A 19,787-nucleotide genomic window follows, 5' to 3' on the forward strand; every position below is an offset into this window, starting at 1 on the left:
TCCCACAGTTGGTGTGTAGTGTTCAGGCAAAAAAAAGGTGCGCCGACCAAGCGCACCAAAAACCGTAGAACACCCAACAAGTTCGTCGCTAAAACATCAATCCAGCAAGGCCAGCGCCTCGGCGGTGCATTCCTGGATCCGGGCCCAATCGCCGTTCTTGATCCATTCACTGTCCAGCATCCAGCTGCCGCCTACGCACATCACGTTTTTCAACGCCATGTAGTTGCGGATATTGGCCGGGCCAACACCGCCGGTCGGGCAGAATTTCACTTCGCCGAAAGGTCCGCCCAGCGCCTTGATAGCCGCCACGCCACCGCTGACTTCAGCCGGGAACAGTTTGAAACGGCGGTAACCCAAGCCATAGCCTTCCATGATCCCGGAAGCATTGCTGATGCCCGGCAGCAGCGGGATATCGCTGGCCACGCTGGCTTCGAGCAAGTCACGGGTAATGCCCGGCGTAACAATAAATTGCGAACCGGCTTCTTCGGCGGCCGCCAGCATGTGGCGATCGAGCACGGTGCCGGCACCGGTGACCAGTTCAGGTCGCTGATCACGCAACACACGGATCGCCTCAAGGCCGAACTCGGAACGCAGGGTGACTTCCAGCGCCGTCAGACCACCAGCTGCCAGCGCATCGGCCAGCGGCAGGATGTCCTGCTTACGGGCGATGGTAATCACCGGCAGGATGCGTGCCTGGGCACACAGTTGGTCGATCAGGGCGACTTTATCCGCCATCGATACGTTCGCAGTTTTTATTGTCATGGCAGCTGATCCTTGGCTCATGGGCACCAGTAAATCTCTAACGTAGGTTGCAGAAAGGCACGAATCGGCAAGGCGGCAACATCAGTGCCCCCCAGCGCTTCGTTGAGGGTGTTCAATTTGGATTGCCCCTGGATCGACAGCACCTTGTGTTTCGCACTGGCCAGCAGGCTGCGGCTCATGCTCAGGCGCTGGTGCGGCACGGTGGGTGCCAGCATCGCCCAGCAACGGCGCGAGTTGTCCAGTTGCAAGGCTTCGCTCAGGTTCGGGCTGTTGGGGAACAGCGACGCGGTATGCCCGTCATCGCCCATGCCCAGGATCAGTACATCGATCGGCGGCAACTCGGCCAGCCCCTGATCCGCTTCCAGCGCCGCCCTTTCAACCGTGGCGGCAGCGTTATACAAACCGACAAAGCGCGCTTTGGCAGCCGAGCCCTGCAGCAGATGCTTCTTCAGCAGGCCGGCATTGCTGTCGGCATGTTCCACCGGCACCCAGCGCTCATCCGCCAGGCTGACAACCACTTTCGACCAGTCGAGCGGCTGCTTGACCAGGCTTTCAAAAAACGCCACCGGGCTGCGACCGCCGGACACCACCAGGGTGGCAACGCCCTGCTCGGCGATAGCCTGGTTCAATTGCGCGGCAACGCTGCTTGCAAGCCCCTCGGCCATCGAGGCCGGGTTCTTGAAGGTGTGCGCGTTGACCCCTTGCGGCAGTTTCAAATCAGATATCGCCATACCAAGACCTCCCGTCCCGCGTAATCAGTGCAATGGAACTCATCGGTCCCCAGGAACCCGCCGCGTACGGCTTGGGCGCATCGCCAGACTTTTTCCAGCCGGCGATCAACTGGTCGCACCATTTCCATGCCGCTTCAATTTCATCTTTGCGTACAAACAGGTTCTGGTTGCCGCGCATGACTTCAAGCAACAAACGCTCGTAGGCATCCGGAATCCGTGTGCTGCGATAAGTGTCGGAAAAATTCAGTTGCAACGGGCCACTGCGCAGTTGCATGCCTTTGTCCAGGCCCTGGTCCTTGGTCATCACCCGCAAAGAAATACCTTCGTCCGGCTGCAGGCGAATGATCAGCTTGTTGCCGATCTGCAGGCGCTGCTCCGGAGCGAAGATGTAGTGCGACGGTTCCTTGAAGTGGATGACGATTTGCGACAGTTTTTGCGGCATGCGTTTGCCAGTGCGCAGGTAGAACGGCACACCTGCCCAGCGCCAGTTGCGGATATCGGCGCGCAGCGCGACAAAGGTCTCGGTGTCGCTCTGGGTGTTGGAGTTTTCTTCCTCCAGGTAACCCGGCACCGACTGGCCTTCGCTGTAACCGGCGATGTACTGGCCGCGCACCACCTGGGTAGTCAGGCCTTCGGCACTGATCGGGGCCAGGGCCTTGAGCACTTTGACCTTCTCGTCGCGAATGCTGTCAGCCGACAGGTCAGCCGGCGGGTCCATCGCAATCAGGCACAGCAGCTGCAACAGGTGGTTCTGAATCATGTCGCGCAGTTGGCCGGCCTTGTCGAAGTAGCCCCAGCGGCCCTCGATGCCGACTTTCTCGGCCACGGTGATTTCAACGTGGGAGATGTAGCGCTGGTTCCACTGGGTCTCGAACAGGCTGTTGGCAAAACGCAGCGCGATCAGGTTTTGTACGGTTTCCTTGCCCAGGTAGTGGTCGATCCGGTAGGTGCGGTTCTCGGGGAAGAACTGCGCCACGGAATCGTTGACCTTGCGCGAGGACTCCAGATCCGAGCCGATGGGTTTTTCCAGCACCACGCGGGTGTTTTCAGCCAGACCGACGGCGGACAGGTTCTCGCATATGGCGCCGTACACTGCCGCCGGTGTGGCGAAATAAGCGATCAGGCGCTGCTCGGTGCCGGCCAGTTCAGCCAGGGCGAGGTAATCTTCAGTCTTGAAAAAATCCACATGCAGATAGCTCAAGCGAGCCAGGAAGCGCTTCAGTGCCTCGACTTCGATGTCCTTTTCGCCCAGGTACTGGCGCAGCTGGCTGTCAATATGTGCCAGGTGCGAAGAGGCGTCGCCCGGCTCGCGAGCCAGTGCGAGAATGCGCGTATCGGCATGCAGCAGGCCGGCACGGTCCAGTTGGTACAAGGCAGGAAACAGCTTGCGCAAGGCCAGATCGCCAAGGGCGCCGAACAAGGCAAAGGTGCACGGTTCAACCGTAATCGAAGGCATGATGTTGGTTCTTTTATCAAGTTAAGCTACAAATACCTTTTTTCAAGGTATCACTCAAGGAAAAATGTAGTAATAAACACAACATTTTCTGAAAATACAGATTCCTGCTAGTGGTCGTCCCGGGCCACCAGTAGGATAGGCCACCTCTCAGAACCGCTTTAGCCCGGTTCTTGCATCGCTGACCCAAGGATCATAAATGGACCGCGTGCGAAATTTACTCGAACAGATCAAGGGCCGCCTCGAAGACCTGAACAAGGCCGAGCGCAAAGTGGCCGAAATCATTTTGCAGAACCCGCAGCAGGCGACCCGGTTCAGCATCGCTGCGCTGGCGCAGGCGGCATCGGTCAGCGAGCCGACGGTCAACCGTTTCTGCCGTTCATTTGGCGTCAGCGGCTACCCCGAATTAAAGCTGCAACTGGCACAAAGCCTGGCCAGCGGCGCAGCTTACGTGAGCCGTGCCGTCGAGGCTGACGATAATCCGGCTGCCTACACACAAAAAATCTTCGGCAGCGCCATCGCCTCCCTGGACAGTGCCTGCCAGGCACTGGACCCCAACCTTATCAGCCGCGCTGTCGACTTGCTGATCCAGGCCCGGCAGATCCACTTTTTTGGCCTGGGCGCATCCGCTCCAGTGGCACTGGATGCGCAACACAAGTTCTTCCGCTTCAACCTGGCCGTCACCGCCCATGCCGACGTGCTGATGCAGCGCATGATCGCCTCGGTGGCACATACCGGTGAGTTGTTCGTAATTATTTCCTACACCGGTCGCACCCGTGAACTGGTGGAAGTGGCGCGCATTGCCCGCGCCAACGGTGCCTCGGTGCTGGGTCTGACCGCGGAAAATTCGCCACTGGCCAAGGCCAGTACCCTGAGCCTGAATATCCCGTTGCCTGAAGACACCGACATTTATATGCCCATGACTTCGCGCATCATTCAGCTGACCGTACTGGATGTACTGGCCACCGGCATGACCCTGCGTCGTGGCGTGGACTTCCAGCCGCACCTGCGCAAAATCAAGGAAAGCCTCAACGCCAGCCGCTACCCGGTCGGTGATGAGTTCAACTGACAGTATTTGCCCCGCCCCCTTGTAGCCGCATTCGTCTGCCCGACAATCGGCTACGCCCTCTTCTGCCCCTGTCGTAGGCGCCATGCCCAGCTTTATAAGAAAGCAGGCTAATTGGCGCGTTCTGCCTTCTTCTTTACTGTCAGATCTGACAGGTTACAAGTGTTGTAATCAGCCCTATCGTGAACTCCTCGGGGCCATTTTGCAGCAGGGTCAAACGAGACGGTAACGTCCTGGGCACTTGCCCGGCGTTCGGTTTACAGCGTCTGCCTGCCTGATAAAAAAGCAGGCAACCCACGCTCCGATTGCCGGGCAAACAACTGCCAACATCCGTTCATGGCTCCCGGCCACTCCTGCACCCCTTCCGTTGCGTCCCGTTCCTCAAGCAATTCTCGCCCTGCAGGAGTTCATCATCATGGCTCAAGAACCGCTCAGCATTTCTGCACCCTCACTGCCCAAAGGCGGCGGGGCGATTCAAAGCCTCGGCAAAGGCTGGGCAGCGGTTGGCATGACCGGGGCTGCCTCGGTGGCCATCCCCTTGCCCATAACCGCCGGGCGCGGTTATGCCCCGGCCCTGAGCCTGAGTTACAGCAGCGCCGGCGGGCGCACCGAGTTCGGCCAGGGCTGGTCAATCAACCGCCCCTGCATCAGTCGGCAAACCAGCAAGGGCACCCCCCAGTACGAACCCGACAGCAATGGCAAAATGGCCGAGCCGGTTTACCTGTCCCCCTCCGGCGATGTGCTGCTACCGGTGCGCAATGCCAGCGGCCAGCCCGCAACGCGTACTGCCTCGGCTTTTCGCGGCCGGCCGTTGACCGGCAACTATGCCGTCACCGCTTACCGACCACGGGTGGAAGGCGAATTCAGCACCCTCGAGCATTATGTTGGCGCAACCGGTTCGTTCTGGCTGATTCAGCTCGCCGATGGCTCCGCCCATGTGTATGGCCACAATGAAAACGCGCGTCTGCAACATCGCCAGGGTGCCTCGACCTGGGTGGCCGAGTGGTTTCTTGAAGAGTCCGTCGCCGCCAATGGCGAGCATGTGTTGTACGAATACCTATCTGAAAACGATAAATCCCTGAACACTCTGACAGGCCCGACCGCCGTTGCCTGGCAAGGGCGTGACAGCAGTACCCATCGTTACCTGCAACGCGCGCGTTACGGCAACCTGACGGGCGATCGGGTGCCTTATGTACTGCAACAAACGGTAGTGCCCGAATGGTTGTTCGATCTGGTGTTTGATTATGGCGAGGCCGACACCCGACTGACGACCACGCCCCTTTACCCTCGCACCCCGGGTAGCGAGTGGCCGCTTCGCGCCGACCCGACCAGCAATTACCGCTACGGGTTCGAAGAGCGCACGCTGCGCCTGTGCCATCAGGTACTGATGTTTCACTGGTGCGCTGATGGCCCGGGCAACAGCGGCCCGGTCTTGCTGCAAGACGAGCCCGTGCTGGTTCAGCGCCTGCAACTGGAATACAACCAGCAGCCGGCAGCCTCCTTGCTGACGGCTGCCCATGTGATTGGATATGCCGGGGCGGATGCGCAATTTAACCCGCCCCTGGAGTTTGCCTACAGCACATTTACCCTCACTGGCGAGTCCGCAAGTTTCTCGCCGTTTTTTGCCGCGCAGTCCACCCGGCAGGATCCGGGTATTGATGCCGGGCTTTATCAACTGGTGGATCTGTACGGTGACGGCCTGGCCGGGATCCTCTATTGCCTGCAAAACGCCTGGTATTACCGGCGCCCCATCCGCGACCCAGTGCCGGGCCAGCATCAAGACGCCGTGACGTATGCGCCCCGCGAGCGGCTCGAACATATCCCCGTGGCTAACCTGGGCTCATCCACGATCCAGGCGCTTACAGATATCACTGGCGACGGCCAGCTCGACTGGTTGCTGGCCCAGCCTGCACTTGCGGGGTTTTTCACCCTGGACAGCCATCGGCAATGGCGGCACTTCACACCTTTCGCGGCCTTCCCCAGCGAGTTTTTCAGCCCGCAGTCGCAACTGGCCAGCCTGATGGGCAGCGGCCTGTCCGATCTGGCGATGATCGGCACGCGTAGCGTGCGCCTGTATGCCAATCAGCAAAGCCGCGGGTTCGACAGCCCGCTGCAGGTGGCTCGCCAGCCAGGTGAAACATCCCTGCCGGTGGTCAGCGACGAACGCTACGATCTGGTGGCGTTCAGTGATCTGCTGGGCTCGGGGCAACAGCACCTGGTACGCATCTGCGCGCAAGGTGTGAGCTGCTGGCCCAACCTGGGAGGCGGACGATTCGGTGAGCCGGTCAACTTTGGCAAACTCGAGTTTGCCGGCGAATTCAACCCGGCCCATATCCGCCTTGCCGACCTGGATGGTTCCGGCGCGGCCGATATCCTGTACTGGCAAAGCGGTTCGGTGCAGGTCTTTATGAACCTCAGCGGGCACGGCTTCGCGCCGCCTGTCACCCTCGCCTTGCCTGCCGGGCTGCGCTACGACTCGCTGACCAGCATCAGCGTGGCCGACCTGCAGGGGTTGGGCTGCTCCAGCCTGGTGGTGACCAGCCACACACACTTGCCGGCACTTGCCCCCGACCATTGGCGCTGCGATTTTGTGGCTGGCCACAAACCGTATCTGCTGTGTGCCACCGACAACAACATGGGCACCTCGGGCGAAGTTGTTTATCGCTCCTCGGCCCAGGAATGGCTGGACGAGAAAGCCCAACTGCCAGACCCGTCCCAGGCAAACGCCGAAATGCCTTTTCCAATCCATGTCGTGAGTGAGCAGCACCAACTGGACCAGATCACCGGCAACCATCTGGCGCAGTTCTTCAGCTACCGGCACGCCTACTACGATGGCGCGGAGCGGGAATTTCGCGGCTTCGGCCTGTTGCTGCAAACTGATACCGAGACATCCTCCGCCAGCGCCGAAGGCCAGGGGTTTACTGCGCCGGTACTGAGCAAGACCTGGTTCCATACGGGCAAGGCCCTGCACATGCCAGCAGACGATGGCTGGGACGGTGATGAACGGCTGGCCCCGCTGGGCGACACCCTGTGTACCCAACGCATTGATGGCACCGAGCAACTCCACACGGACTGGGACGCCTCGACCCTGCATGACGCGGCCCGCACATTGAGCGGTTCGGTATTGCGTTCCGAGACCCTCGGCGCAGACGGCAACCCCGTGCCTTACAGCGTGACCCAAAACCGCTATGGCGTACGCCTGCTGCAGGCCCGCAGCGACATCGACCGCTACTGCATCATGCTGCCTGTGGCCTTCGAGCAGCGCAGCCTGAACTACGAGCGCCAGGCCGATGACCCGCTGTGCCAGCACCAGATCAATCTGGCCATCGATGACTATGGCAGCGTCACACACAGCGTATCCGTTGCCTGTGCGCGTCGGGCCGACATCCTCCCGCCCTACCCCGATGATGTCGAGCACGCCCACTTGCGGCGCTGGTGGCAAGATGCCCGAGATGATGCCCAACAGTGCTTCTACCTGAGTGAATCACAGGTGCGGTTGCTGCATGTCAGGCAGACCGACTACCTGCGCCTCGGTCTGCCCTACCGCAGCCAACAGACCGCCTACGTTATCCCGTCAATTGAGCAGATCGGCTACGAAGCCTTTATTGGCCCGCAATCGCCACTGGGCACAACGCCTTTGAATGGCCAGCGCATCCTCGCGGGCCAGAGCCGCGTGCAGTACCAGGGTTGCGCGGACGGAACAGTCAACTTTGATGCGTTGCCTGAATACAGTGAACAGGCCGAGCTGGACGCCACAGCCCTGCAAGCCTATGTGGTGAAAGATGATCAGGGCGCAGAAACCAACCTGCTGGGTGCCACCCCGGAGCAGGTCAACGCCCGGCTCGCAGCGGCGGGCTATACAGACGTCGGCCAATGGCGCCCGGCGAGCAATACCGTCGATACCGGCATCAACCTGTGGGCGTCACGCACGGGTTATTCAACCTTCGCCGGCGTCGAACACTTCAACCTGCTGCTCGAACAAAAGCCGGTGGTGTGGGTCACCCCTTCCCGAGTCAGTTATGACAACCTGTGGTTGCTGCCTGATCGATTCACGGCGCCTGACAGCGGCATCACTGACGTGATCTATACCTACAGCACGCTGCAGGCCAAATGGATTCGCGACCCCAACCAAAATGTCAGCGAAGCCCGTTATGACGCGATGGGCCGCGTGGTGCTGACCACTTTCTGGGGCACGGAATGGGATGAAGCAAGCCAGGCCGCCATCGATGTGGGCTTTGCCAACATGGCCAGCCATACATGGGTACCTGCCAGCGCACACCATGCCATCGCCGACAGCACGGTCATGGGCGATATGGCCGCGGCCATGTTCTACGAGCCCTGCAGCTGGATGGGCCAGGCGGCGCAGACCCTGCTGCCCAATGGCGTGGAGCTGGGCGTGCTGATGCCCGGCGGCTATTTGCGCGCCAGTGCGCGAGCGCGCCTGGCCAAGGGTGAGTACCCGCCAGATCAGTTGCCTGCGCCGACCTGCCAGGCCCTGCTGGCCTTGCCTCGTGAACCGGCCTGGTCGGCAGTGCTGCAGGCTGACCGTTACCCGGGCGACCTGCAACGGCAAGTACGGATGCAGATCAGCGCCGCGGATGGCTTTGGCCGCGCCTTGCAAAGCAAACAAAAAGTCGAGGCGGGCCTGGCTTACGCCGTCGACGACGAAGGTAACCTGCAAACCCTCGCAGGCGAGCCGCAACAGGTGCAGGCCAACGAGCGCTGGCGCGTCAGCGAACGGGTGGAATACAACAACAAAGGCTTGGCGGTTCGCGTCTATCGGCCTTACTTCGCCAACCATCATCGTTACATCAACGATGAGTCCTTCCGCCTGTTCGGCTACTGCGACCAGCAGTTCTACGACCCCCTGGGCCGCCCTACCCAGACCATCACCGCCAGTGGCTACTGGCGCCGCCAGACCTACCTGACCTGGTACAGCATCGCCGAGGATGAAAACGATCTGTATCAGGAAATGCTGGACAGCTTAAGAGCGGCAACGGTCGTGCAGGCACAGGGCGACCAGCTTGAGCCGATGCAAGCCCTGACGGGTGTCACTGTGCAGGTTGAATACCCGGGCATGCTACCGACCGACAGAATCACCCTGAACTGGACAGGCGCGGAAGGAGCAGGCACCCCGGCCCTGGCGGAAAAACCGGGCAACTTGAGCGGAGGGGTATTGTTTGACATACCGAAGAACGCGGTAGGGGCCAACCTGGGCAGAACCGTTGAAGTGAGCTACAGGGTGAGCCGTGCTGGCGGACTTCTCCAATCGGAGGTGCTGAACCTGAACATCGCCACGCTTCCCATGGCGCAGATCAGCAATAAAATCTCTGTGGAAAAGGAAACTGGCGGAATACTGGATATTGCGCTGGCCCCCAACGGGGTCAATGTCGATATCCTCACCTGGCCTTTTATCGCTATCGGCCAGAAAGTCTGGCTGAGCCTGGAAGGTCAGAAAGCCGATGGTTCACCGCACATATTGACGTTATGGACTGCCACTCCAGTGAATGGTACCGAGGTCAATCGAGGTTACTTGCGCAAAGTCGCCGGCGCCGCCTATCTGCAGCAACTGGCTGACGGCTGCACCCTCGAGGTGACGTTCAAGGTGGCCTTCACGGGCAGCGATCCCACACAGGCGCTGGCCTTCCCGGTCAAAACCCTGGGGATCCTGAACAGTGCCAACCCTCCACTTTAACGGTGAGTGTCGTCAAGGCGTGCCGCAAAAAGGGCGGTTCTATATTTAAAGCGATATTTACAGCTGCGTGTACACGTTTTTCAGCCCTGATTACACAAGTGATCAGGGCTGAAAAAACAGCTCAATTTTGCATTGAGCAATTACACCTTGAGCCAGTAGCGCCTCAAGCCTCCACCAACCCCGCCCGCGCCTGCAAGCTCAAATGCGCCTGCTCACCCGGGGCAAGGGCCTGGTTATGGGTGCCGCCGCTGGTGGACTCCACGCACACAAAACCCATCACTTCGTTCCAGCTCACGCCCAGCAACGGCCGCTTGCCAGGATGCCAGACCACTGTACTGCCCTGATCACCCGTGTCGATGCTCAAGGCCCGTTGCCAGGCATGATCATTGAGCTGCATTTCCCCCTCATGCTGGAATACCCGCTGACACCCCCCCGCCACCCGCAATTCACCCTTCTGCTGGCAGACCTCACGGTTCAACTGGTCGTAGCCGTGTACCCCGTCCAGGCCAGACAGCGCTACCTCGGCAACATCACCAATACGCCAATACGCGCGCAGCGCCTGGCTCACCTGGCAGGGTTCGTCGTCCTGGTGTTCAGTACTCAGGCGCAACTCCATTTCTTCGCCCAGGCGCGCATGCAAATCCACCTGCCAATCGCACAACTGCAAGCGCCAGTGCAGGCTCACACCTTCTTCGTCACTGCTGCTGTCGAGCAGTTTCCAGTCGATCAAGCGCGCCCAGCCGTGGGATGGCCATGCGTTCTCACTGGGGTGGCGACCGTACCAGGGCCAGAAGATCGGTACTCCACCGCGGATCGCACCCACCTGCGGCCACTTGGCAGCGCACCACAGCCAGGGTTTCTGCCCGGTTGGCTTGAAGTGCAGCAACTGTGCGCCCTGACGGCTGAACACCGCCTGGCAATGTGGATGGTCGATCACCAGCACGTCGCGCTGCTGAAAGCGCTCCCACTGGAAGATCGGCTGCTCACGCCTGGATTTGAAAAAACGGTGAAGCGGATGCTCATGCATGTGCCGCAGTCCTGAAATTCATGCGCCGAGGTGTGCAGCCCCGAAAAAAAGCGGATAGCCAAGGCTATCCGCTGGGAAAACAAGGAGCTTAGCGCATTTAGAACGTCGACTGAATTTTCAGTCCGGCCACCAATGCGTTGTCTACCTGGTCCACACCACCCGGGTGAGTGATGTACTGCAGGTTTGGACGCACCGTCAGCCAGTTGGTCACATGGAAGCCGTAGTTGAGTTCGTAGTTGTACTCGGTGTTGCGCAGCGGCGTGTACAGCGGGTCACTGTAGTCGGTGGCGCCAATGGAAGCGTTAATCAGCTCGGCGCTTTTCTTCACGTCGTCGTTAACGTGGATACGGGCGGCGCCAATGCCGATGTCATCCTTGGGCCGGGCATCGAACGGGCCCTTGTACACGAACATCAGCGACTGGTAATTGTCGACGATATTGGTGGCCTTGTCGTGGAAGGTGGCGTTGGCCGCGATATGCAGACCGCGCGCAGCGTCACCGTTGTGGCTGGTGAGCTGCTGTTGCACGACAAACCAGTAACCGTGCTTGCTGTCGCGTACGCGGTAGTCTTCACCATCAGTGGTGATATTGACCTTCACGTCATCGGCAGGCGCAGTGCTCTTGTAGTAACCGACACGGTATTCGCCCGGCAGGTCGTTGACCTTGGGCGACCACACCAGTTCAACCGGCAATACGGTGCCCTTGGTGCCACTGCCGCTGAGCTTGAAGCCGTTGCCGTGCTCCAGTTGCGACGGGTTCTGGTTGTAGGCACCGATTTGCGCGTACAGCTCAGGGGTAATGTTGTACTTGATCCGCAGTGCCGCCTGGCTGACCGGCCAGTTGTACCAGAGGTTGGTGGCCCAGTTGCCCACTTGCGAGCCACAGAACGCCAGGTTCTGGAATTCGCACGGGAAGGTGTTGAAGTCTTCGCCTTCGCCGAAATAACCGGCCTTGACGTCCAGCTTGCCATCGAGGAACTGGTGCTGAATCCACAATTGGGTCAGGCGCACCATATGGCCACGACCATAGACTTCCTGCGAGGAGCTCAGGGTGCCGGCACGCGGATCACCGACACGGTCATTGGAGATGTTCTGACCATTACGGTTGGTCAGCTGGATCTTGGCCTGGGTGTTGTCCCAGCCCCACAGCTTTTGCAGGTCCAGGGCTACGCCCAGGCCAAACTGGTCGCTGTAGCGCGCGGTCTTGTCGTCGTTGTAGCCGCCATGCAGGTTGGCACCCACTTCACCGACATAATCGGCCTTGATGTCGATACCCTGCTCGATCAGCTTGGTGCGCTCACCGCCCCAGTCGCCGGTCATCCATTTCGAATCGGCACTGAACGCTTCGTCAGCGTAGACACTGCTTGCACCCAGGCTCAGCGCCACAATGGCCGACAGCTGGCAAGCCAGACGGGTACGGGTCATTCTGTTAGTCATCCCTTAAATCCTCGTTGTTTTCTTATTGGCTTTGTTTAACGCGGCACCACTCAAGGAGGCCCGGTAACAGGCTCCCTGTTGACTTAACGACCCTTGAATTGCGCCACGTTATCAGCCCGGCCTTGAGCCTGGGGCGAGCTCATCGCCCCCAGACGCTCACCCGTATTCGCATCAAACAGTAGCACTTTGGCAGGATCGAACTGCAAATTGAGGCTCTGGCCGACCGCAGGTGCATCGTCTGGGGCCAGGCGGCAGCACACCTTGATGCCATTGAGGCTGACAAAAACCAGAGTGTCCGGGCCGGTTGGCTCTACAACCTGCACTTCGGCGCGAATCACCGGCAGGCCATTGGCCTCGGCTGGGGCCAGCACAATCTGCTCGGCGCGGATGCCCACGATCACATCGCGGTCCTCCAGCCCTGCGTCCTGCATGCCCAGCGGCAGCTCGCAACGCGCCTGGCCGCTGTCGAGCAGGGCCAGCAAACGGCCGTCGCGGCGTTGCAAGCGCAGAGGGATAAAGTTCATCGGCGGCGAGCCAATAAAGCTGGCGACAAACAGGTTGGCCGGGTCGTTGTAGATCTGCTTCGGGGTGCCGAACTGTTGAATGATGCCGTCCTTCATCACCGCCACCTTGTCGCCCAGGGTCATGGCTTCGATCTGGTCGTGGGTCACATAGACGGTGGTGGTTTTCAGGCGCTGGTGCATCAGTTTCATTTCGGTACGCATCTCGACCCGCAGCTTGGCGTCGAGGTTGGACAACGGCTCGTCAAACAGATAAATCTTCGGCCGCCGCGCCAGCGCCCGGCCCATGGCCACCCGCTGCTGCTGACCACCGGACAACTGGCCGGGCTTGCGGCCCAGCAGGTGTTCGATCTGCAGCAGCTTGGACACCCGCGCCACCTCTTCATCAATGGCTGCAGCGCTCATCTTGCGGATCTTCAGGCCGAAGGCGATGTTGTCGCGCACGCTCATGGTCGGGTACAGCGCATAAGACTGAAACACCATGGCGATATCACGGTCCTTGGGGCTCATGCCACTGATGTCGGCGTCGTCCACCAGGATCGCCCCGCCACTGATGGTCTCAAGCCCGGCAATGCAGTTCATCAGGGTCGATTTGCCGCAGCCCGAAGGCCCGACCAGAATCAGGAACTCGCCGTCATCGATTTTAAGCTCGATGTTTTTCAGCGTGTCGGGCAAACCCTTGCCGTAGGATTTATTTACGTTGCGTAATTCGAGAGTCGCCATGCCTTACCCCTTGACCGCGCCGGACGTCAGCCCGCGCAGAAAATACTTGCCCGCAAAGATGTAGACCAGCAGCGTCGGCAGCCCCGCGATCATGGCCGCAGCCATGTCCACGTTGTATTCCTTGGCGCCGGTGCTGGTATTGACCAGGTTGTTGAGCGCCACCGTAATCGGCTGCGCATCGCCACTGGCAAACACCACACCAAACAGAAAGTCGTTCCAGATTTGAGTGAACTGCCAGATCAGGCAGACCATGACGATGGGCACCGACATCGGCAGCAGGATGCGCCCGAAAATCGTGAAAAAGCCTGCACCGTCCAACCGCGCAGCCTTGACCAGCGCATCCGGGATGCTGACGTAGTAGTTGCGGAAAAACAGCGTGGTAAAGGCCAGGCCATAGACCACGTGCACCAGCACCAGGCCGGTGGTGGTATTGGCCAGGCCCAGTTTGCCGATGGTGAATGAGGCCGGCAGCAACACGGTTTGAAACGGCAGGAAGCAACCGAACAGCAACAGGCCGAAAAACAGCTGCGAGCCGCGAAAACGCCACATCGACAAGACATAACCGTTCATGGCGCCGATAAAGGTCGAGATCAGTACCGCTGGCACGGTGATTTTCACCGAGTTCCAGAAATAACCGCCCACCGTGTCCCAGGCCTTGATCCAGCCGATACCGTCGATCACTTGCGGCCAGCTCAGCAGGTTGCCGGTGCGGATGTCTTCGGGGCTTTTGAAGCTGGTAAGCAGCATCACCACCAGTGGCACCAGGTACACCGCCGCCGCCAGGATCAGGGTGGCGTAGATCGCCACACGGCTGAAGGTAAAACGCTGAGTATTAATCATGGCGCTTGTTCCTCAGCTCGGAGTACAGATACGGCACGAGGATGGCCAGGATCGCCCCCAGCATCATGATCGCACTGGCAGAACCCACACCCATTTGCCCACGGCTGAAGGTGAACGAATACATGAACATCGCGGGCAAGTCCGAGGAGTAACCCGGGCCACCGGCGGTCATCGCCGACACCAGGTCGAAACTCTTGATGGCAATGTGCGCGAGGATCATGAAGGCGCTGAAAAACACTGGGCGCAGGCTCGGCAAGACAATACGCAGGTAGATGGTCGGCAAACTTGCGCCGTCGACCTGGGCGGCACGAATGATCGACTGATCGACCCCGCGCAACCCGGCCAGGAACATCGCCATGACAAACCCGGAGGCCTGCCATACCGCCGCGATCACCAGGCAGTACACCACCCGGTCCTGATCCAGCAGCCAGTCAAAGCGAAAACCTTCCCAGCCCCAGTCACGGAGCATCTTGTCCAGGCCCAGCCCCGGGTTGAGCAGCCATTTCCAGGCTGTACCGGTAACGATCATCGACAGCGCCATCGGGTACAGATAAATGGTGCGGATAAAGCCTTCCTTGCGGATCCGCTGGTCGAGGAGTATCGCCAGGAACACGCCGATCACCAGGCTGATGACGATAAACATGCCGCCAAACACCGCCAGGTTCTTGCTGGCAACCCACCAGCGGTCGTTGGCCATCAACCGTGCATATTGCTGCAGGCCGACCCACTGGTAGCTGGGCATAAAGCTGGAGTTGGTGAACGAGAGCAAAAACGTCCAAAAAATGTAGCCATAAAAGCCGACCAACACGATCAGCATGCTCGGTGCCAAAACCAGCTTGGGCAACCAGCGCTGCAGCGCATCAAAGGGCGAGGCCTTGCTGAACACAGCCACGGAACTCATCGAAATACTCCCGGCAGGGTATGCCGGCATCTGCCAATGCAGATGCCGCACAACCAGGGACAAGGGGGGAGCCACGCGCAAGGCGTGGCGGGTCAGCTCAACGAATTACTGTGCCGACTTGATGGCCGAGTAGAGCTTTTTCCCGGCCGTGGCCGGATCAGCATTCTTGTCGCTCATAAAGTTGCTCACCGTGTCGAAAATCGCGCCCTGCACTGCCAGCGAGGTGGCCATGTTATGCGCCATGCTCGGCAACTGGCCGTGGGTTTTGCCGGCTTCGGCGAAGTCTTTGGCGGAGGCCTGGGCACAGCTGTCGAACTTGCTCATGTCCAGGTCACTGCGAACCGGGATCGAGCCCTTGTTCTGGTTGAACACGTACTGGAATTCAGGCTCAAGCGCGACTTTGGCCACGTCGTTCTGCGCGGCGATATTGCCCGGCGTGTTGTTTTTCGCCGAGAGCTTGAACATTGCCAGCGAATCGATGTTGTAGGTGAAGCTGCCCTGGGTGCCCGGGAACGGCACGCACTCGAAATCAGTGCCGGCCTTTTTGCCCGCCGCCGCCCATTCGCTTTTCGCCCAGTCGCCCATGATCTGCATACCGGCCTTGCCGTTGATCACCTTGGCCGCTTCCAGGTTCCAGTCCTGGCCAGTGCCATCAGGGTCCATATAGCCCTGAAGCTTTTTCAGGTTACTGAACACTTCAGCCATCTGCGGGCCGGTAAGGGTTTTTTCATCAAGGTCGACGAAGGCTTTTTTGTAGCCTTCAGGGCCCATGACGCTCAGCACCAGGTCTTCAAACACCGTGCTGTCCTGCCAGGGCTGGCCACCGTGGGCCAGGGGGATAAAGCCGGCGGCCTTGAGCTTGTCGCCCGCAGCAAAAAGTTCGTCAAGGGTGGCAGGAGCCTTGTCGATACCGGCCTTTTTGAACACTTCAGGGTTGATCCACAACCAGTTCACCCGGTGGATGTTCACCGGCACCGCCACATAGTGGCCGTTATATTTCATGGTGTCGGATACGGTCTTGGACAGCATCGCGTCCCAGTTATTGGCCTTGGACACCTCATCGAGGTTGGTCAACAAACCCAGTGCGCCCCACTCCTGCAAGTCGGGGCCCTTGATCTGTGCCGCTGACGGCGGGTTGCCCGATACGGCGCGGGTCTTGAGCACGGTCATGGCCGCAGCACCGCCACCGCCGGCTACAGCGCTGTCCTGCCAGGTGTAACCGTCTTTTTCGATCAGTTTTTTCAGTACATCAACCGCTTTGGCTTCACCACCGGATGTCCACCAATGCACCACTTCAACCGTGCCTTTGGAGTCGGCAGGGGCGGCAGCATAAGCACCCAGGGGGAACAGTGTGGCAAGCGAAATGACAACGGCGAGGCGATTGAATGAATTCATGTCGAGACCTTTCTTGTTGTTATAGCTGTGCAAGTCTTTTGCTTGCGCTGCCAAAGAGTTTATCCATCAGGGGCGGCCCGCGCGTAACGAACAGACGGGCAAATGTCACAAGCTGGTGACATAGCGGCTCGGCGAGCCCCTGGTTCCAAAAATACTTCGACTGAGTCCAGATGTGCATTCTCAAAACCCCTGAAGCGGTGCCTACAACCTGGCAAAGCAATTTCCGCGTTGCATGTAGGACGCATCCCGAAGTCGTTTTCCCACGTTGAACCTGAAAATAACTTCAGCGAGTCTGCAACACGTCGCCACAATTCAAGAACGGATGCAGGTCCCCATCAGGAGATGAGACTCATGCCAAAACATCAGGCTGCGCCCCGCAACCACTGCTTTATTTGCCTGCTCAAACACCACGACGGTTGCCCCTACGCCTGGAAACTGGATATTCAGCGCTCAGGCAAAGTGCATATCCACCTGTTCAACTTCGCCGACTACGGCGGCGAGGCCGCAGCCCTGGAAGCGGCCGAAAGCCTGCGTAACCAACTGGTGCTGAAAATGCCCCAGGTGTTCAGCTACGAAAGCCGCCAGCGCCTGATGCCCCACAACACCAGCGGCCACCCGGGGGTCTACCGGGTGCAGTCCAACCATATTGACTACTGGCGCGCGACCACCCGGATTCACGGCTACAACCTGAGCAAGAGCTTTCGTGTAGATCGTTATGGCGAGGAGCAGGCCAAACAGCTGGCGCTGCAAGAGCGTGAGCGACAACTGAGCCTGTGCAACGAGCCCTATGACGTGGCGATGAAAAAGCTGCAACAGCACTTCAGCCAGACCAGCAGGCGCGTGCGCGAAAACCGGATCAATGCCGCCATGAACACACCCCGCCCGGCCAAACCGGCGATTGAAAAGTGCTCAAGCCCCCATCAGGAGCCCCTGCTGCCCATCAGCCCCGAGCAGGCCAGCCTGTCGATCAATCGCCATTTCGCGGCAAGTGCAAAGTAACCCGCAACCCGCCGGCGCGCAGGTTTTGCAAACTGACTTCGCCGCCGTGGCTATGGGCAATGCTGCGGGCAATCCCCAGCCCCAGGCCGTAACCCTGTTGTTGTCCGGCCAGGCGAAAGTGCGGTTCAAAGACCTGCTCCAGACGTTGCTCGGGCACCCCTGGCCCCTCATCGTCAACGGTGAGCACAAACGCCTGCTCATTGTCATCGATCCGCAAGTGGGCGTTTTTGCCGTACTTGAGCGCGTTGTCGATCAGGTTGCCCATGCAGCGCCGCAGCGCCAGAGGTTTGCCGGGATAAGGGCGCAAGGCTCGCCCTTGTAGCGTCACGCGACCATTCCCCTGGGGGCGCAAATAAGGTTCGATCAAACAATCGAGCAGGTGATTCAAGTCCACAGGCTCGATATTTTCGTGAATATCGGTGTCTTTCACGCATTGCAGCGCGCCCTTGACCAGCATTTCCAGCTCATCCAGATCACGGCCGAACTTGTATTGCAGTTGCTCGTCTTCCAGCAGCTCGACGCGCAGGCGCAGGCGGGTGATGGGCGTGCGCAGGTCATGGGAAATGGCGCTGAACAACTGGCTGCGCTCCGTCAGGTAGCGGCTGATGCGGGCACGCATGGTGTTAAGGGCACGCCCCACCTCAACCACTTCGCTGCCCCCGCCCACCTCGACCGGCTTGACCTCGTCCTCGCCCAGCGACATATCCCGGGCAGCCCGGGCCAGACGCTTGAGCGGGCGGCTTTGCCAGTGCACCAGCAGGCCGATGAACAGCAGTAAAAAAACACTGCTGAGCACAATAAACCACACCTGCAGCGCGGGCAGCCCTTCTTCTTCAAGGCTGGTATAGGGCTGGGGCAGCAGGGAGGCGATATACAACCACTCTCCGGGCACCATCTGGATTTGCGTCACCAGTACCGGCGGGTTGACCGGCTCCAGGGTCAAGGCAAAGTGCGCCCAGGAACGGGGCAGCTCGTCGAGCTTGAGGCCGGCATTGAAAATCCGCAGGTCCTGGGGGCTGACAAATCTTACCGACATATCGACATTGGGCCCCACGGCCTCGCGCAACACCTGATCCACCGCATCCAGCACCGCTTGCTTGCGCTGGGTGATCGGCAACACCTGCATGTCCAGCGGCTTGTCATTGAGGCTGACAACAAACCGCGTACCGCCCATGCTGCGCAGCTGGTCCAACACCAGCGGGCGATAGGCCAGCGGCAAGGAACGCAAATAGGTCACGGTGGCGTTCATCGAGTGCGCCATGCTACGCGCACTGTTGACCAGGCCTTCGAGCTGGGTGGTGCGCAACTGCGACAGCCAGATGGCACTCGACAGGGTTTGCGCCAGCAAAATGGCCAGCAAGGTGAGCAATAACATGCGCCCCAGCAGTGAGCGTGGCATATGCCATTGGCGCAGGGGTTTAAAGCTCATTGGCGGTCGAGACCTGGGCCGCCAGCTGATAACCGCTGCCGCGAATGGTGCGGATCAGCCGAGGAGGCTTGTCGGTGTCGCGCAGGCGCTGGCGCAAGCGGCTGACCGCCATGTCGACGATGCGATCGAGGGGCATCAGCTCACGCCCACGGGTGGCATTGCCGATGGTATCGCGATCGAGAATCTGCTGGGGGTTGTCCAGAAACAGCTTGAGCAGGGCGAAATCGGCCCCCGACAGGATCACCTCTTCGCCATCGGTGTGGAACAGCCGGTGGGTGACGGTATTGAGCCGCCACTCTTCAAAAGCCAGCACTTCGTTGCCCGAGGCCGGAGCGGCAAATTGCGCCCTGCGCAATAACGCCTTGATCCGCGCCAGCAATTCACGCGGGCTGAAGGGCTTGCCCAGGTAATCGTCGGCGCCCAGCTCCAGGCCGATGATGCGGTCGGCTTCGTCGGAACTGGCGGTCAGCATGATAATCGGGACCTGGGCAAAGCGCGGATGCTGGCGCACCCAGCGGCACAGGCTGAAACCGTCTTCATCGGGCAACATGACATCGAGGATCAGCAGATCGCTCGCCGCGCTGTCCAGTGCTTCGCGAAAACCGCCACCATCGCCCACAGTGCGCACCTGAAAACCGGCGCGGGTGAGATAGATATCAAGAAGCTCTCGAATTTCCTGGTCATCATCGACCAGCAAAATGGATTTGCCGGGTGTGCTCACAGTGGTGTTCCTTATTGTTATAACCCCTGTGGGAGCGGGCTTGCTCGCGATGGAACCGCAGAGGCTTACCTGACAGACCGCAGCGTCTG

At 59.9% G+C, this 19,787-nt stretch carries 14 protein-coding genes; 3 read left to right on the top strand and 11 right to left on the bottom strand.

Annotated features, from left to right (window positions below):
- Nucleotides 1-96: 96 nt before the first annotated feature.
- The 3 genes from BLU25_RS08725 to zwf are packed head-to-tail and all read right to left on the bottom strand — an operon-like array spanning nucleotide 97 to nucleotide 2,949.
- Nucleotides 97-783 carry a bifunctional 4-hydroxy-2-oxoglutarate aldolase/2-dehydro-3-deoxy-phosphogluconate aldolase gene (locus tag BLU25_RS08725; protein ID WP_169845150.1) on the bottom strand — a complete coding sequence of 229 codons (687 nt, stop codon included), beginning with the start codon at nucleotides 781-783 and terminating at the stop codon, nucleotides 97-99.
- Nucleotides 780-1,493, bottom strand: coding sequence for a 6-phosphogluconolactonase (gene pgl / locus BLU25_RS08730; protein ID WP_016782083.1), 714 nt, complete (start codon nucleotides 1,491-1,493; stop codon nucleotides 780-782). The genes BLU25_RS08725 and pgl overlap by 4 nt, the downstream gene beginning before the upstream one ends.
- Nucleotides 1,480-2,949, bottom strand: coding sequence for a glucose-6-phosphate dehydrogenase (gene zwf / locus BLU25_RS08735; protein ID WP_016782082.1), 1,470 nt, complete (start codon nucleotides 2,947-2,949; stop codon nucleotides 1,480-1,482). Before zwf ends, pgl begins: the two co-directional genes overlap by 14 nt.
- 205 nt (nucleotides 2,950-3,154) lie before the next feature.
- On the opposite strand from zwf, the gene BLU25_RS08740 reads away from it, so the two are divergent.
- Both BLU25_RS08740 and BLU25_RS08745 read left to right on the top strand, forming a co-directional pair.
- On the top strand, nucleotides 3,155-4,015 hold the full coding sequence (locus tag BLU25_RS08740) for a MurR/RpiR family transcriptional regulator (protein WP_169845242.1): 861 nt from the start codon (nucleotides 3,155-3,157) through the stop codon (nucleotides 4,013-4,015).
- A 412-nt stretch (nucleotides 4,016-4,427) separates the two neighbouring features.
- Nucleotides 4,428-9,707 (top strand): SpvB/TcaC N-terminal domain-containing protein, encoded by a 5,280-nt coding sequence (locus tag BLU25_RS08745; protein WP_016782080.1) that lies wholly within the window; start codon nucleotides 4,428-4,430, stop codon nucleotides 9,705-9,707.
- A 163-nt stretch (nucleotides 9,708-9,870) separates the two neighbouring features.
- Here the strand turns inward: BLU25_RS08745 and BLU25_RS08750 are convergent, their stop codons facing one another.
- The 6 genes from BLU25_RS08750 to BLU25_RS08775 form a co-directional block, all read right to left on the bottom strand.
- Nucleotides 9,871-10,734, bottom strand: a complete 864-nt coding sequence (locus BLU25_RS08750) for a D-hexose-6-phosphate mutarotase (protein ID WP_016782079.1) — start codon at nucleotides 10,732-10,734, stop codon at nucleotides 9,871-9,873.
- A gap of 97 nt (nucleotides 10,735-10,831) precedes the next feature.
- Nucleotides 10,832-12,169: a carbohydrate porin gene (locus BLU25_RS08755; protein ID WP_029611558.1), complete on the bottom strand. Its 1,338-nt coding sequence runs from the start codon at nucleotides 12,167-12,169 to the stop codon at nucleotides 10,832-10,834.
- 83 nt (nucleotides 12,170-12,252) lie between these two features.
- Entirely contained in the window at nucleotides 12,253-13,413 is a 1,161-nt protein-coding gene (locus tag BLU25_RS08760; protein ID WP_083369600.1) for an ABC transporter ATP-binding protein, read from the bottom strand.
- A gap of 3 nt (nucleotides 13,414-13,416) precedes the next feature.
- Nucleotides 13,417-14,253 (bottom strand): carbohydrate ABC transporter permease, encoded by an 837-nt coding sequence (locus tag BLU25_RS08765; RefSeq protein WP_016782077.1) that lies wholly within the window; start codon nucleotides 14,251-14,253, stop codon nucleotides 13,417-13,419.
- Nucleotides 14,246-15,154: a carbohydrate ABC transporter permease gene (locus BLU25_RS08770; RefSeq protein WP_016782076.1), complete on the bottom strand. Its 909-nt coding sequence runs from the start codon at nucleotides 15,152-15,154 to the stop codon at nucleotides 14,246-14,248. The genes BLU25_RS08765 and BLU25_RS08770 overlap by 8 nt, the downstream gene beginning before the upstream one ends.
- A 105-nt stretch (nucleotides 15,155-15,259) precedes the next feature.
- A complete protein-coding gene (locus BLU25_RS08775; protein WP_029611557.1) occupies nucleotides 15,260-16,549 on the bottom strand; it encodes an ABC transporter substrate-binding protein in 1,290 nt (429 codons plus the stop codon).
- Between the two features lie 351 nt (nucleotides 16,550-16,900).
- On the opposite strand from BLU25_RS08775, the gene BLU25_RS08780 reads away from it, so the two are divergent.
- On the top strand, nucleotides 16,901-17,548 hold the full coding sequence (locus BLU25_RS08780) for an AP2 domain-containing protein (RefSeq protein WP_083369601.1): 648 nt from the start codon (nucleotides 16,901-16,903) through the stop codon (nucleotides 17,546-17,548).
- Here BLU25_RS08780 and BLU25_RS08785 read toward each other — a convergent pair.
- Together BLU25_RS08785 and BLU25_RS08790 are read right to left on the bottom strand one after the other, a co-directional pair.
- The gene (locus tag BLU25_RS08785) at nucleotides 17,517-18,977 is read right to left on the bottom strand and encodes an ATP-binding protein (protein ID WP_029611556.1); all 1,461 of its coding nucleotides are present in this window, start codon (nucleotides 18,975-18,977) and stop codon (nucleotides 17,517-17,519) included. The two genes, BLU25_RS08780 and BLU25_RS08785, sit on opposite strands and share 32 nt — an antisense overlap.
- Complete coding sequence (locus BLU25_RS08790; protein ID WP_016782072.1) at nucleotides 18,967-19,698, bottom strand: response regulator; 732 nt, start codon at nucleotides 19,696-19,698, stop codon at nucleotides 18,967-18,969. The genes BLU25_RS08785 and BLU25_RS08790 overlap by 11 nt, the downstream gene beginning before the upstream one ends.
- Nucleotides 19,699-19,787: the final 89 nt, after the last annotated feature.

It is taken from the genome of Pseudomonas fragi (genome assembly GCF_900105835.1).
GTDB classification, from domain to species: domain Bacteria; phylum Pseudomonadota; class Gammaproteobacteria; order Pseudomonadales; family Pseudomonadaceae; genus Aquipseudomonas; species Aquipseudomonas fragi.